The sequence below is a fragment of the Planctopirus sp. SH287 genome (genome assembly GCF_056500625.1).
Map to the genome: position 1 here is coordinate 4239840 of NZ_CM151403.1, position 13785 is coordinate 4253624.

Sequence of the window (13785 nt, forward strand, 5' to 3'; positions counted from 1 at the left end):
AGAGGGATGATAAAAGGATCTCTTCTACCTCCTGTCCGAAGGCTCCCTCTCCCTCAGGGAGAGGGTTGGGGTGAGGGCCGATGAACCAGCCGTGTTTCCAAAGCCCATACCAATCCTCTCATCCGGCCTGCGGCAACATTTTCCCTCAAAGAGAGAAGGATTTGATGGTTTTCGGACAAATTAAGAACCTTCGGAATTCGCTCACATTAAAAAATGTGAAAGCCTGTTCCATTTCTTTTGGATTCTGATACGCAAAAGCATCAGGATACGTGGGTCTGAGCTGACGCCTTTCCTGGCGTCGCCATAGATCGTTCGATCAACCCCGAGATGAGCCTCAATCATGAAGAGAATCCTGACCTCACTGTCGGCAATAGTTTTGGGAATACTCCTGGGATATGCCGCCACTTCCGTGGACTGGCAACGTTCCCTGCGAGCCGCAGTCGATACTCCCGTTGATGCCCCGGTCATTGTGCCGCAAAACGAAGTTTCACCGCCAAGCCTCGCCATCACGCCACAAAATGTCCCCCAGGCAACTCGGGCGAAGGGATTGAATCCCTCCGATCAACTGGCCCTCGACACCCACAACCGTCTGGCAACAGCCGCCCTCGCCCAGTCCGGCAAGAAGCCGAATATCCTCGTCATCTGGGGCGATGACATTGGCACTTGGAACATCAGCCACAACAGTCGCGGCATGATGGGTTACAAAACACCAAACATCGACCGCATCGCCAGAGAAGGCGTGTCTTTCACCGATTATTACGGCCAGCAAAGCTGCACGGCAGGACGCGCGGCCTTCATCGGCGGCACGGTTCCGGTGCGTACCGGCATGACCAAAGTCGGCATGCCTGGGGCAAAGGAAGGCTGGCAGAAATCCGATGTCACCATGGCCACCGTCTTGAAAAGCCAGGGCTACGCCACCGGGCAGTTTGGCAAGAACCATCAGGGAGATCGCGATGAACACCTCCCGACCATGCACGGCTTCGATGAATTCCTCGGCAGCCTCTATCACTTGAACGCCGAAGAAGAACCCGAAAACCGCGACTATCCCAAGGACATGAAACTGCCGAACGGAAAGACGTTCCTTCAGCAGTTCGGGCCGCGTGGTGTGCTTAAGTGCAAATCCGATGGCAAAGGGGGACAGACCATCGAGAACCTCGGGCCACTCACGAAGAAACGCATGGAGACGATCGACGACGAATCAATGGCCGCTGCCAAGGATTTTATTAAGCGGCAAGCCAAGGCCGAGACACCGTTCTTCTGCTGGTGGAATGCCACCCGGATGCACTTCCGCACACATGTGAAGAAAGAACACTTCAACATTTCAGGGCAGGATGAGTACAGCGATGGCATGGTCGAGCACGACCTGCATGTCGGTGAACTGCTCAAATTGATCGACGACCTCGGCCTCGCCGACAACACGATCATCCAGTATTCAACCGACAACGGCCCGCACTACAACACCTGGCCCGATGCCGGCACCACGCCTTTTCGCAGCGAAAAGAACTCCAACTGGGAAGGAGCTTTCCGCGTTCCCTGTTTCATCAAGTGGCCCGGCAAATTCCCGGCTGGTGTGACACTCAACGGCATTGTTTCCCACGAAGACTGGCTGCCAACTTTCGCCGCCGCCGCCGGAGCACCCGACATCAAAGAAAAGCTGCTCAAGGGGACAGAACTCAATGGCCGCTCCTACAAAAACCACCTCGACGGCCACAACCAACTCGACTATCTCGCCGGCAAGGTGGAAGAATCTCCCCGCAAGGCATTCATCTACGTCGGCGACGACGGCAATGTCATGTCGATCCGCGTGGGCGATTGGAAAGCGACATACCTAGAAAACCGTGCCGAGCAACTGCAAGTCTGGCGTGAGCCGCTCGTCCACCTGCGTCTGCCGCTGCTCTTCAATCTTCGCCGCGATCCGTTCGAGAAATCCCAGCACAACTCCAACACCTATCACGACTGGATGATTGACCGGGCCTTCGTGCTGATTCCGCTTCAGGCCGTCGCCAGCGAATTCCTGTTAACGCTCAAGGAATTCCCGCCCAGCCAGACGCCGGGTGACTGGAGCCTCGACACCCTGGAGAAGCAAATCAAGCAGATGACCGTTCCCGGTGAATAAGCACGCGTGTTGAAAACACGCCATGCTTCGTCAAATCTTGCCGGGTCAGACGTTTTGTGAGACCTTTTCAGAAGAGTGGCAGGGCGGGAGACGCAGGCGATAGCGCGACTCCCGCCCCCTTGCTTCACTGGCCCTCTTGCTTCACTGGCCCCATTTGCAGAACATCCCGATGAAATCTTCACTCTTTGCACTCGTTATGATTCTCATCACCAGTTCCCAAACCCTTGCCGCCGACCCGCTGCCCTCGTGGAATAACACCGCTTCCAGGCAGGCCATCATCCAATTTGTCGAAAAAGTGACTCGGGAAGGAAGCCCCGATTTTATCCCAGAATCAGAACGCATCGCTACGTTTGATAACGATGGCACTCTCTGGTGCGAACAGCCCATGTATGTGCAACTCGCCTTCGTGCTGGATCGCGTCAAAGCTCTGGCCACCCAGCATCCCGAGTGGAAGACTCAGCAGCCATTTCAGGCCGTGCTGGAAAATGATCTCGCCACATTGGCCGACAGTGGCGCGAAAGGTCTGGCAGAGCTGACCATGGCCACCCACGCGGGAATGACGGCTGGCGAGTTCGAGCGCATCGTCCTCGACTGGTTGGCCACCGCCCGGCATCCCAGGTTCCATCGCCCTTACACCGAATGTGTCTATCAGCCGATGCTGGAACTGCTCACCTATCTGCGGTCAAAAGGCTTCAAGACCTACATCGTCTCGGGAGGCGGCATTGAGTTCATGCGGCCCTGGGCAGAAAAAGTCTATGGCGTTCCCCCTGAGCAAGTCATTGGCAGCAGCATCAAAACAAAGTACGAAGTACGTGATGGCCAGCCAGTCATTGTCCGACTGCCGGAGATCAATTTTATCGATGACAAAGCGGGCAAGCCGGTCGGTATTCATCAATACATTGGCCGCAAGCCGATCATGGCTTTTGGTAATTCGGATGGTGACTACGAAATGCTCGAGTACACAACGACCTCAACCCGCCCCGGTTTGGGGTTGTTCGTTCATCACACAGACGGCGAGCGGGAATATGCCTATGACCGCCAATCGCCGTTCGGTCGACTGGATCGCGGGCTGACCGATGCCCCCAGGCGGGGCTGGATCGTGGTCGATATGAAATCTGACTGGAAGCAGATCTTTCCATCAGAAAAGTAATGGTCGCTGAATATCTTTGTTTAGAACCGAAGACCGGCACCTACGTTGGAAAAGAACCGGGCTGAGTCATCGCTCAGTCCCCAGCCCACACGCACGCCCACTTCAAAATCGGGCGTCACCAGATAGTGAATGCCGGGACTGACATATTGCGTTGTCTGAGCCGACTCACGGTTGTCGCTGAAGATTCCGAAGTATTCGATGTGGGCCTTCCATTGCTCATGCACCGGCACCTTGAGCACCACCGAAGGTGCCCACAGGTTAAAGTGATCCCCCTCTTCCGAACTGGCGGCATACCGCAGGCAGGCATCGAGCGTCCAGTTGTGGGGAAGTGTCCAGCCGAAGACATAGCCGGTTGAAAACTGCGTGGCGTTCGCCTCGCCAGACGTTGGGGTATTCGCCTGCATAATCAAAGCGCTTCGTGGTATCCAGCCATCCTGTTCAGTGATAGAGACTTTGAAGCCATAGAGCAGGCTCCCTTCGTGCTCCTTGTCCCCCAGAAGAAATTCATCTTCATCGGGGGAACTCACACTGCTGACCGATCCGCCACCCCCGACTTCATAGTTCCAGCCAATCCGGAACTCAATTTTCTCACTGAGACCAACGCGGGTCAGAACTTCTGGGAAACTGTGCGTCTCGGCTCCCCCCGGGTTATCGAGAAACGAATATGACGTTTCCACCACCACGCGGCTGCGTCCCACCACCGTCGTGGCCGGCGTAAACGAGTCACGATCCGTTTCGATTTCGTCTTTTTCCTTTGGGCTAAAGACTTCTGACGGCTCCGTCAGCAGTTGTTCCAATGAAGTTGCCGGTTCCTGGCAGAAGGCTCCTTCGGCACTCACGAAGATCAGCAAAAGGCCAAAGAACGGGACAATCACCGCTGTTAAGCCAAACAACCGGAGGATTTCGGAAGAAGACGGCATCGCCACACCAGCCAAAGACGGATTATAAAATCGACTTCCCGAAAACAGCCCAGAAAAATCGAGCGTTTTACAAAATGCACACCTGTTCTTATCGGCAGATAAAGATCAAAAAACCGCACCAATTGCGAACCTGGATGATGTCCTTCAGTCATGAAGGAATAGCCATGCACATGTTCCGCCAGAATTCTGTGTTCAAACATAAAAGAGGGCTGTTCACTCCGGTGAGCTGACTCAGGCGCATTTACGGTAACTTGTCGATCGCGCTGGCATGATGAAGGCTCATGATTTCATCGCTGGTGAGTGCTCTGTCAAAGACCGCCAGGCCGCCAAGCTTCCCCTTCATCGCTTCTCCCAGCATGCTGCCGACGGCATAGCGTGCCGCCACGGTAAAGTCAGCCGCTCCATCGGGTTTAGCTTTGGAATGAAGCTCCGGCTGATACTGAAAAACTCCTCGCCCATGATAGTAAGGATTGATCCCTCGCGATGTTCCTCCGGGGCCTTCCGTCATGAAGTAAGGATCATCCCGCTTGTCGGTTTTCGGGCGGATCGATCGTTCTTCTAATTTCCCATTGAAGTACGCCTTGAGCCACTTGGAGTCATACGTAAAAGCCAGCGTCACCCACTGTTTTTCAGGCACAGGAGAGAGCGAGGCGGCGTAGTCGGCACACCAGGGGAACGCCGAACCGTCGGCTCGTCGCGTCACGCCGCCCTCGGACGACACGTGCGGCGTCAATTGCCGTGGCCCGCCATAGGTCGGCATATTGAGCAGCATGGCGTATTGCCGTGAACCGCTATCGTCATTGGCTCCTTTGCCTTCGCTCCAGATGCCGGCAATCGTCACGCCACGCTTCATTTCTTCCAGTCGAACCACGGCAAACATACTGACTTGAGCCTCCGGCCCATGAATATCCAGATCACCCAATTCCGCGTGCCTGGCCAGCAGATACTGCTTGCTATTGAAGTCGATGGAATACCCGGAAAATGGCCCGCCCGGCACACGGGAAATCGGCCCGCCCACCTCGGTTAACGGATGAGCTTCTTTGGTGCCGGTCGAACGCCGAGGCTGGCCCGGTTCTTCACCGAACATCCAGAAAGCCACGAGATTCGGCGTCTTGTGGATGACTTCGGGGTCGCCCAACGGCTGAGTCTCAACATCCGAATTGGTCATGACTTCTTGCTTCTCAGCCGAATCAAGGACGCTCGGTAGGAGTGAGGCTCCCATCAGGACTGTCAATAAAGAGAATCTCATGGTAATTTTCCAGCAGAATGCTAGTGAAGCGTTGCCTCTGAGCCTGTAAGTAGAGCTACAAGCCGCCGCAACAATTCATCGGAGTACGTTGATGCACTCTGTGAAAAATCCTGTGCGAATGCAAGACTCGCTTGTCCGTTGATTGCGGCCAAATCATGTTGATCTATGAAAAACTTCACAGCCCTTGATTCAGGATTCCGTTCACTCTGCCCGTCATGTTTCTACAAAGGGAGTCAGTGAGAAAATGACAAAACTGATGATCTGCCTGGTGTTGATCGGTTGTGGAGCCACCATCGTTTGCTCAGTCCCGACTCAAAACCGCCCTGATGACTCGTTGACGATGCACATCAAGGTGTACGAACAGCGGAGTGAAGATTCCGAACCGAGGGTGGTTGCCAACCCTTCGATCCAGACGCTGCCAGAACGTCTACTGACATACAAAAGTGGCGGTAAGGTCGAGGCCCGTACCGATAACCATTTCTTCTATGGGACAAAAGTCACCGGCAAGCTTGGTCAACCACGCGCTGGCCATGTACCCATGGAGATTAAAATCAGTACGGGTTTTAAGGTGGCTCAAGAAAATGACCCAGAATCTCTATTAGTGCAGACAGATTCCATAGAAATTCAAGCCGTCATCAGGCTGGGGGAAACCAAGCGTTTTTCATGTTCCGACTTTCGATACTGCGAAATTCGGATCGAGTCCACTGATTCCCCTAAAAAGCCTTAGCCCTAACGCAGCCTTTTTAGGGGGATTTGGCTTAACCGCAATCACTCGTATGACCATCGCGGTTGTATTGTCCTTGAGACCCACAGAAATTGGACAGAGTGGTTGCACCACTACGGATGAATCCATTCCGTCCGACCATCGGCCCAGTTCTCTTTCTTCCAGATCGGGACGCGGATTTTTAACTGATCAATGACAAACTGTCCCGCTTCAAATGCAGCGGCTCGATGAGCGGTCGAGACCGCAACTGCCACGCTCACCTCTCCCGGTTCCAGATGACCCAGACGATGAATCAAAGAGAGTCCTTTGATTTCCCAGTGTTGGCGGGCTTCCTGTTCAATTCGCTCCATTTCGGCCAGCGCCATCGGAGCGAAGCCTTCATAGTCGAGCGCGATGGTTTGCTCTCCATGAGTGAACTCTCGCACGGTTCCCAAGAAGAGAACAACGGCTCCTGCTGCCGGTGTCTGCACCTCCTGAAGAAGCGAAGCCGTATCAATGAGAGTGTGTGTCAGTTGAGCCATAAGTCAGGTTTCAATATCTCGTGCAGAACAAATTCTGAGAGTGTATGCGATATTCAATCACCCACCGCTCACCGGAGGAAAACACGCGACATCCTGCTGAGGAGAGACCAAATCTGCATCAGAGGCATACTGCGTTCCCACCGCGAACAGGAGTCGTGCCTTCAACGGCTTCAACGGAGGGTATTGCTCAACCAGCACATCACGCACCTGACCAATCGTGATCTGTGAGCCGCTTCCCGCAGCGACCAGAATCTGCACGCAGGGCAATCCCACCAATTCCCTGGCCAGCGCAAACAACTGCACGTTGACAGTCATCCCCGCAGAGATTTCAGTTGAAGACATCGGAATTGTCAGCCATTGAGGATATTGAGGAACACCACACTACGCAGCTATTGAATCACATATTTTTTGGACTGATGCTTCAGGCGTGCTTTCAGTTCGGGCATCAGTCCATAAGCGATGGCTAGCAGTTTAATAGGATGTAGCGTGGGGGTGGATGTCCTCTGCTGCATCTGCAGCCGACAACCACTGCATTCGGTAATCCCGAAATCCCACTCCTTGGAACGCATCGTTTCCATCAGATCGTGGCCGATTTTCATTGAAGTGTTAAAGTTGGTTCGCGAAAGCCCGAACGTTCCTGCCATTCCCGAACAACCTCGTTCAACAGCATGAATTTCCAATCCGGGAATCAACCGGCAGATCTCGAGAAACGGCTGGCGTTCTCCCAGTGCCTTTAGATGGCAGGGTGTGTGATAAGCCGCTCTTAATGGCGACATCGCAAGCGGCTCAAAATTGGTGGGCAGTTCCCCTCTGGCAGCCAATTCGCTTAATAACGCCCCCGCTTCAATCGTTTGTTGAGCCACAAGCATCGCATCCGGATGACCTGTCAGACGCGGGTATTCGTTTTTCAAACAGAGGACAGCCGTCGGTTCCGTACAGACAATCCGGTAGCCCTCTCGCGCAAACTGTGCCAGCAGACGCACATTTTCCATCGCCAGATCTCGTGCCGCAGTCAGTTCTCCCACCGAGACCAATGCCATCCCCGAAGCCAGTTGTCCCTTGGGAACATGCACGGCCATTCCCAGATGCTCAGCGATCCGGCACCAGGCTGTGGCTAATTCGGGATCATGGTAGTTCGCAAAATGATCCGTGAAATAAATCATCTTTCGTGATTCTGGTTTGTCCAGGGAAGAGGCTCCCCATTGATCAGGCAATGCTCCAATGAAAGATTGACGGGCGAACAACGGGAGCCGGCGGTCCTTCGCGACGCCAAAGACCCACTCCAAAGTGCGGCGGAAGAAACGCCAATTGAGCAATCGATTCAGCACAGGGGCCAGCGTATTCCCCCAGGCGCCCCAGATATCTGGCCGGGAGAGCAACCAGTCCACGCGGGTAATTCCCTGCTGGACAGCCGCCTGGGCCTTGAGTTCAATCGCGATGCGGGGAATATCCACCTGCGAGGGGCACTCGGACGCACACTGCTGGCAGTTAAAACAGGAGTTCAGAACTGGCAGCATTTCGGGACGAGTCAGTTCTTCAGCCGCAATGCGACCCGAGAGAACATCCCGAAAGATCGCGGCTTTGGCCCTTGGAGAACTCCCTTCATTCCGGTCAATATGGAAGAACGGACACATCCGATGGCTGCGATCTTCCCGCCGACATTCTCCGCAGCCGTTGCAGGTATTTGCCGCTTGTGTTGCTTCAACGAACGACCAGGAATGCTGCAATTCGACCAACTCACCCGAGCCAGAAAGTGACTGGTTTTCCCCTTCTGTCGCCAAGTGCTTGAGTTCGATCCCGCCAATTTTTGCAGAAGTCAGGTGCCTGCCTGAGTGATTCCCGTCTCCGTTCCCATTGCGCGCAACAACTCGTGATGAATCAGAGACGACGTGCCCTGCGCCCAACAGTTTTTGCGGGTCAAAAATCTCCTTGATCTCGCTAAAGACATGGCACAGCGGGCCGTATTGTTCACGCAGAAATGCCGTGCGATGACTTCCCAGACCCTGCGTGCTGCCGATACTTCCTCCCAGTGACCAGACAAGTTCAAAGAGTGACGATTGCAACTGCTCCAGTTGGCCCAGAGGCCACGCCTGATGGGCACTCAACAAAGGACGAAAATGAACGATCCCGGTGCCGGCATGGGAATACATGACACTGGAAATATCCGCGATTTGAAAGGCCTTATGAGCTTTCGTCAGGAACTCGGCCAGCGATTCAGGGGGAACCACCAGATCATCAAAAATCCGAACCGTTCGCATTCCTCCCCGCGGTTGCTCCAGACGGGGAAGAATCCGGCGAGGAAGCGACCAGAGAAACTCAACATCGCTGGGAGAATTTGCTTCATAGGCCGTGAGATGCCCCTCAGCAATATGGGCCACACTTTTGCGTAATCGGGTCAGTTGCGACCGGCAATCGCTTTCCGTCTCGGCAACAACCTCCAACAAAACCGCCGCTTCCATGGTGGGCGGAATGATCATCAGAAAACGATCATTCAACTCACGTGCCAATGTCAAGACTCGCCGGTCCACCAGATCACAAGCCGCCGGTTCCAGTTCGCGGGTCTGATAGACAGCTTCAATCGCCGAATCCAGTGAGGGACAAAGGAGCAGCAGCACCCCCCGATGAGGCGGCAAAGGAACGGTATGCAGAGTAATGCCTGTGTAAAGCCCCAGCGTCCCTTCCGACCCCACCAGCAGCCGGCAAAGATCCAGCCGCTCATCCGTCAGCACACCGCGAAGTTGATAGCCACCGCGACGGATCGGCGTGGTGCCGGGCTGACACGTTTTGATGAGATTGGCTTGCTCGCGCAGAATCGATTCCAAGCGACAGACAATCGTGCGTTTCATTTGATGCGGTGCGTTTTCAGTCGCATGGCTTTCCGGCATGGCGAGCGGTTCCAATCCCGCCATGAACTGCGTGCCGCGTGACAGCATGACCTGCATCGTCGCCACATGATCGTGGGCCGCGCCATGCTTCAAACCGTGCGGCCCACTGGCATCCAGACCAACCACCCCGCCCACCGTGGCTGTCGCTGAATCCAACGGGAGAATTCCAAACTCTCGACCATATGGCCGAAGCTTGCGGTTCAACTCATCAATCGTCATCCCCGGCTCAACCCGCACTGTCCGTTCACCCATCGACAGAATGCGGTTCATGCGCGTCGAGAAATCCACCACCAGCCCGCTTCCCAGCGACTGGCCAAAAATCGATGTCCCAGAACCACGAGCCGTCACGGGAATTCGCTGTTCGTGACAATACTCCATGAGAACTTCAAGATCTTCGACGTCCTCGGGAACGGCAACGCCCGCCGGGGTTTCTCGCCCCACTCCCCCATCCTGTGAATACAGCGAAGAGGCGACCGGGCTGAGATCGAGGGTGCCTCGAAACAGTCCCGAGAGATCTTCACGGATGCGAGAAGGCCAAATTTCCACTGTGACTGTTGATCCGTTATGTGATGAAACTGCTCAAAATCTGTATCGATGCGAACATTCTCAAAGGGACGACACGCCTCCAATTTCCTATAGCCTAACCAAGTCAGCTCATGACCTGAAGGAACGCGGGGATCCTGATGTTAGCATCTCACGGAGAGGAACGATCAGAAACACCGCCTGGAACGGGCTTCCACGTGATTGTGAACAGGCGAGCATTCTCTTGTCATGTTTCAATCTTGCCATGATCAAATGCTTGCACCACGGGAGATTTGAAAAGCTGAGGTTATCGCGATATCCAGCGGGTGCTATCATGCAGAATCAGGCCACTCGGTGCGAATCTGACAGGACAAATCCCGTTCAGGCATTCCATCGACCATCAAACAGAATTGAGGACGATTCATGACTCCCTGGCCAACCCGGATTCAAGGCCCAGTGGCGGTCATCGGCGATCTTCACGGCCAATTGTCACTCCTGGATTCGATATTAAGTCAATTAAGGCGACTCCCTCGTTATGACGACACCTGGATCGTCTTTATTGGCGACCTGGTCGATCGCGGCCCTGACAGCGCCGGCGTCATCCAGAGGATTATCGATCTGCGTGAAACCCATCGAAAAACAGCAGCCATCTTCGGCAATCATGAACTGGCCATGCTGGGAGCACTCGGGTGGGTCTCGACGCCCGACTTTGCCGAATGGAACCAGCGCTGGGTTCAATTTTATGATTCCGAACCCACGTTTCGATCCTATGGAGTAGAACCCGGCGACCTGACAGGCTTAGCCCAGGCCATCCCCCAGAGCCATCGACAACTGCTGACAGGGCTTCCCTGGGTGGTAGAACACCCGGAAAATATCTTTGTGCACGCCGGTCTGGATCCCAACCAACCCACCGAAATGCAGTTGAGAATTCTGCATGAGAAGGATTGGTCGCTCGTTCGTCCCCCCTGGCTTTGTGACAAAGCACTGGCGGCCAGTGACGGGCCAACAGACAACTGGCGACGCATCGTTTCGGGACATGTTCCAGTTCCAGAAGTGATTTCGCAGCCCAAGCGCTTACTGATCGATACCACCGGCGGCATTCGTGGAGAATTGAGCTGCGTGCTGCTTCCCGAAGGGAAGATCATCCAGAGCTTCGGCGGCACGGATCGTGGCGCTGTCAGTGCTGTTGAAGCCGCCGCCAAAAACAACCCTCCGAAAATCATCCCCGGCAGCCAAACCTCGCCCCATGAACCCGGTCGGGGAGCTTCAGAATCCCGGCAGATCAACGGAAACGCACCAAATCGCCCCCATCCAGCCTCCAGCCACAGCTCGGGAGAATCCCGCGAAAGCACATCACGGCGAAGCTCCAGCCATCACAGCACCAACTCACAGAATTCTGGTTCACAGAACTCTGGCTCACAGTCTCCCAAAATGTCCTGGTGGAAGCGTCTTCTGGGATAACAATCCTCTGGACACACAAGAAATCCGCAGGGTGACATGAATCGTCCCATACCCAACGAGCCGGAAGCGTCAGCGACGGACTCTCGCATTAGCGATCTCGATAATGGACGTAAGGTAGAGTCAAGAAAAATGTTTCGATTCGCAGGGGTGTTGAAGAAGAACTTGTGGCGGCGGAGTGATTAATAAATGATGTCCGTCGCTGACGCTTCCGGCTCGTTGCGTTTCCGGCTCGTGTTGTGTGTGCAATATGTTATGTATGAGTTGAGGATCTGCTGATGAGCCTCCCGCTGGCTTATTTCATCACCTTTACGACGTACGGCACATGGCTGCATGGCCGTGAATCTGGATCGGTGGATCGTCAGCACAATCTTCCCGGCACGCCATTCGTTGCGTCTGATGATCAGATGGAATCTCGTCGCCGCCAGTCACTGCGCCAAGCACCGTATTTGCTGGATCACGCCCGCCGCGAAGTTGTTCTGAACACCATTTGCGAGGTGTGTACCCATCGGGCCTGGGAGCTGCATGCCGTCCATGTCCGGAGCAACCATGTGCATGTGCTGCTCGTCGCGTCCGTCGCTCCGGAAAAAGTGATGAGTGACCTGAAAGCGTGGCCCAGCCGTCGGTTGCGGGAAACGTTTGGAGAAGACGTTGACCGTGATCGCTGGACTCAACACGGCAGCACGCGTTATCTCAATGACGCGAAGTCTGTGCAAGCGGCGATGGTCTATATCCTGGAAGAGCAAGGAGACCAGATGTCGGTGTACGATGCGCGAGTCCGCCGTGACGAGCCACGAGCCGGAAGCGTCAGCGACGGGCATTCGCATTCTCACCGCGAGAACAATGACAAATCGATTTGATGGCCGACTTTGATAGCAAAGAAGCATAGGGAAATGTCCGTCGCTGACGCTTCCGGCTCGTTGTGTTTCGGGCAATTTCCTGCGGCTTCAGAGTGATGTCCCACTAAAAGTCGCCGCCGAAGCTGTCGCCGCCGCCGAAGCTATCGCCAAAATCGCCACCACTGAAATTGCTCGAATCACCAAAATCGCCGCCCGAACCGGTGTCGTTTCGTTGCCAGTCATTCCCCGACAGGGAATTGGCATCATTGCCAAACGCACTGCCATGCCCATGACTATTAAAGAAACTGTCATAAATGTAGTGCCCGGCCATGGCACCAAAGAGACCCGTCAAAAGCGAGCCGCCCCATCCCATGCCTCCGCCAGCAGCAGCACCACCAGCCGCACCACCGCCACCAAATAAGCTTCGAATCAAGGAGATCCCCACCATGAGGGCCATGGCTCCGCCAACAATTACAATGACAGCGCCCCAACCGCCCAGACCACTCTGCTGTCCCGGCTGACCCTGATGAGCCTGCCCGTGATGAGGGGCGGGAGCAGCATTCGGCTGGTGCGAAGGAGCGGCACGTGTTTGACCGAGGCGAGCTAATCCCGCGAAAGACTTTTCTGCACTGGCCACAGCCGCCAACAGAGCCTCATCGTATCGTTTAGCCCGAAAATCCGTCAGCAGAGCTTCCGCCACGGCATTTCTTTGACCGGCTGAAAAACCAGCGTCTCGCAAATGACGATCTGCCACCACTTCCAAGTGAGGCGGATCTTTAAGAATGACGACAAACAGGCCCCGCGCGCGAGCCAGTTGTCCACGATCTTTCACAAAATCCACATAGACCGACTGTTTGGATTTCCCCGAAGCCAATTGGCTTTTCCAGGGTTCCGGTAGTGTCGTGAAAGTCTCCATCTGCACTTCATGACCAGTTTTTGATTCCAGCGCATTCAGCCGCTTTTTCGCCTCTGCTACAACCGCCGGCGAAAAGAAGTTCGCCCCGTCAGAAATTTGCGAAGCCGCCATCGCTGATGGCAGACTCCCGCCAAAAGCCACCAACCCCCACATCATCAGTGGGAGAAAAAACCATCGACCGCCAACAGCCCCACGGGCTGGTGCCGACCAGGACTTTTGAATGGGGGACACGTGCAACATGCGATCTTCCTTCATCAACCGGAATCCACCCAATATCCTGACAACCACGCGGCTCGCGCAGCAGTTCATTGCCCAACACCATGATACAGCGCACGGGGAAAAACGAATCTCAACCGCTGGCGGATCATAAAAATGACCGAAAACCGTCCATTTTCATTGAATGAATGTTCACGCCCTGTTTATTATAAAACGACGAGACGCTCGATCGCTGCTTGCCAGACTTCGACATGAAGGAACATCGTCGT

General features: G+C 54.8%; 11 protein-coding genes. 5 read left to right on the top strand and 6 right to left on the bottom strand.

Features of this window, described 5'->3' with window-relative positions:
- Window positions 1-340 precede the first annotated feature (340 nt).
- Both SH287x_RS15755 and SH287x_RS15760 read left to right on the top strand, forming a co-directional pair.
- Window positions 341-2116, top strand: coding sequence for an arylsulfatase (locus SH287x_RS15755; RefSeq protein ID WP_479515337.1), 1776 nt, complete (start codon window positions 341-343; stop codon window positions 2114-2116).
- A 169-nt stretch (window positions 2117-2285) separates the two neighbouring features.
- Entirely contained in the window at window positions 2286-3266 is a 981-nt protein-coding gene (locus SH287x_RS15760; RefSeq protein WP_479515338.1) for an HAD family hydrolase, read from the top strand.
- A 20-nt stretch (window positions 3267-3286) separates the two neighbouring features.
- On the opposite strand, the gene SH287x_RS15765 is transcribed toward SH287x_RS15760, so the two are convergent.
- Window positions 3287-4186, bottom strand: a complete 900-nt coding sequence (locus tag SH287x_RS15765; RefSeq protein WP_479515339.1) for a transporter — start codon at window positions 4184-4186, stop codon at window positions 3287-3289.
- 241 nt (window positions 4187-4427) lie between these two features.
- The gene (locus SH287x_RS15770) at window positions 4428-5435 is read right to left on the bottom strand and encodes a LamG-like jellyroll fold domain-containing protein (protein WP_479515340.1); all 1008 of its coding nucleotides are present in this window, start codon (window positions 5433-5435) and stop codon (window positions 4428-4430) included.
- Between the two features lie 244 nt (window positions 5436-5679).
- Here SH287x_RS15770 and SH287x_RS15775 point away from each other — a divergent pair, with 244 nt between their 5' ends.
- Window positions 5680-6162: a hypothetical protein gene (locus SH287x_RS15775; protein WP_479515341.1), complete on the top strand. Its 483-nt coding sequence runs from the start codon at window positions 5680-5682 to the stop codon at window positions 6160-6162.
- Between the two features lie 110 nt (window positions 6163-6272).
- Here the strand turns inward: SH287x_RS15775 and SH287x_RS15780 are convergent, their stop codons facing one another.
- Genes SH287x_RS15780 through SH287x_RS15790 form a run of 3 tightly spaced genes read right to left on the bottom strand, consistent with a single transcriptional unit; the run spans window position 6273 to window position 10111 of the window.
- Window positions 6273-6680 carry a molybdenum cofactor biosynthesis protein MoaE gene (locus SH287x_RS15780; RefSeq protein WP_479515342.1) on the bottom strand — a complete coding sequence of 136 codons (408 nt, stop codon included), beginning with the start codon at window positions 6678-6680 and terminating at the stop codon, window positions 6273-6275.
- Window positions 6681-6737: 57 nt separating this feature from the next.
- Window positions 6738-7022, bottom strand: coding sequence for a MoaD/ThiS family protein (locus SH287x_RS15785; RefSeq protein ID WP_479515343.1), 285 nt, complete (start codon window positions 7020-7022; stop codon window positions 6738-6740).
- Between the two features lie 47 nt (window positions 7023-7069).
- Window positions 7070-10111, bottom strand: coding sequence for an FAD-binding and (Fe-S)-binding domain-containing protein (locus tag SH287x_RS15790; protein WP_479515344.1), 3042 nt, complete (start codon window positions 10109-10111; stop codon window positions 7070-7072).
- A gap of 399 nt (window positions 10112-10510) precedes the next feature.
- Between SH287x_RS15790 and SH287x_RS15795 the strand changes: the two genes are divergently transcribed.
- Both SH287x_RS15795 and SH287x_RS15800 read left to right on the top strand, forming a co-directional pair.
- On the top strand, window positions 10511-11548 hold the full coding sequence (locus tag SH287x_RS15795) for a metallophosphoesterase (protein WP_479515345.1): 1038 nt from the start codon (window positions 10511-10513) through the stop codon (window positions 11546-11548).
- A 275-nt stretch (window positions 11549-11823) separates the two neighbouring features.
- Window positions 11824-12405, top strand: a complete 582-nt coding sequence (locus SH287x_RS15800; protein ID WP_479515346.1) for a transposase — start codon at window positions 11824-11826, stop codon at window positions 12403-12405.
- Between the two features lie 103 nt (window positions 12406-12508).
- Here SH287x_RS15800 and SH287x_RS15805 read toward each other — a convergent pair whose 3' ends face one another.
- The gene (locus SH287x_RS15805) at window positions 12509-13540 is read right to left on the bottom strand and encodes a TPM domain-containing protein (protein ID WP_479515347.1); all 1032 of its coding nucleotides are present in this window, start codon (window positions 13538-13540) and stop codon (window positions 12509-12511) included.
- Window positions 13541-13785 lie beyond the last annotated feature (245 nt).

Coding starts and splice junctions, on each gene's coding strand:
- SH287x_RS15755 (WP_479515337.1), top strand. CDS start 341: ATGAAGAGAATCCTGACCTCACTGTCGGCAATAGTTTTGGGAATACTC.
- SH287x_RS15760 (WP_479515338.1), top strand. CDS start 2,286: ATGAAATCTTCACTCTTTGCACTCGTTATGATTCTCATCACCAGTTCC.
- SH287x_RS15765 (WP_479515339.1), bottom strand. CDS start 4,186: ATGCCGTCTTCTTCCGAAATCCTCCGGTTGTTTGGCTTAACAGCGGTG.
- SH287x_RS15770 (WP_479515340.1), bottom strand. CDS start 5,435: ATGAGATTCTCTTTATTGACAGTCCTGATGGGAGCCTCACTCCTACCG.
- SH287x_RS15775 (WP_479515341.1), top strand. CDS start 5,680: ATGACAAAACTGATGATCTGCCTGGTGTTGATCGGTTGTGGAGCCACC.
- SH287x_RS15780 (WP_479515342.1), bottom strand. CDS start 6,680: ATGGCTCAACTGACACACACTCTCATTGATACGGCTTCGCTTCTTCAG.
- SH287x_RS15785 (WP_479515343.1), bottom strand. CDS start 7,022: ATGTCTTCAACTGAAATCTCTGCGGGGATGACTGTCAACGTGCAGTTG.
- SH287x_RS15795 (WP_479515345.1), top strand. CDS start 10,511: ATGACTCCCTGGCCAACCCGGATTCAAGGCCCAGTGGCGGTCATCGGC.
- SH287x_RS15800 (WP_479515346.1), top strand. CDS start 11,824: ATGAGCCTCCCGCTGGCTTATTTCATCACCTTTACGACGTACGGCACA.
- SH287x_RS15805 (WP_479515347.1), bottom strand. CDS start 13,540: ATGTTGCACGTGTCCCCCATTCAAAAGTCCTGGTCGGCACCAGCCCGT.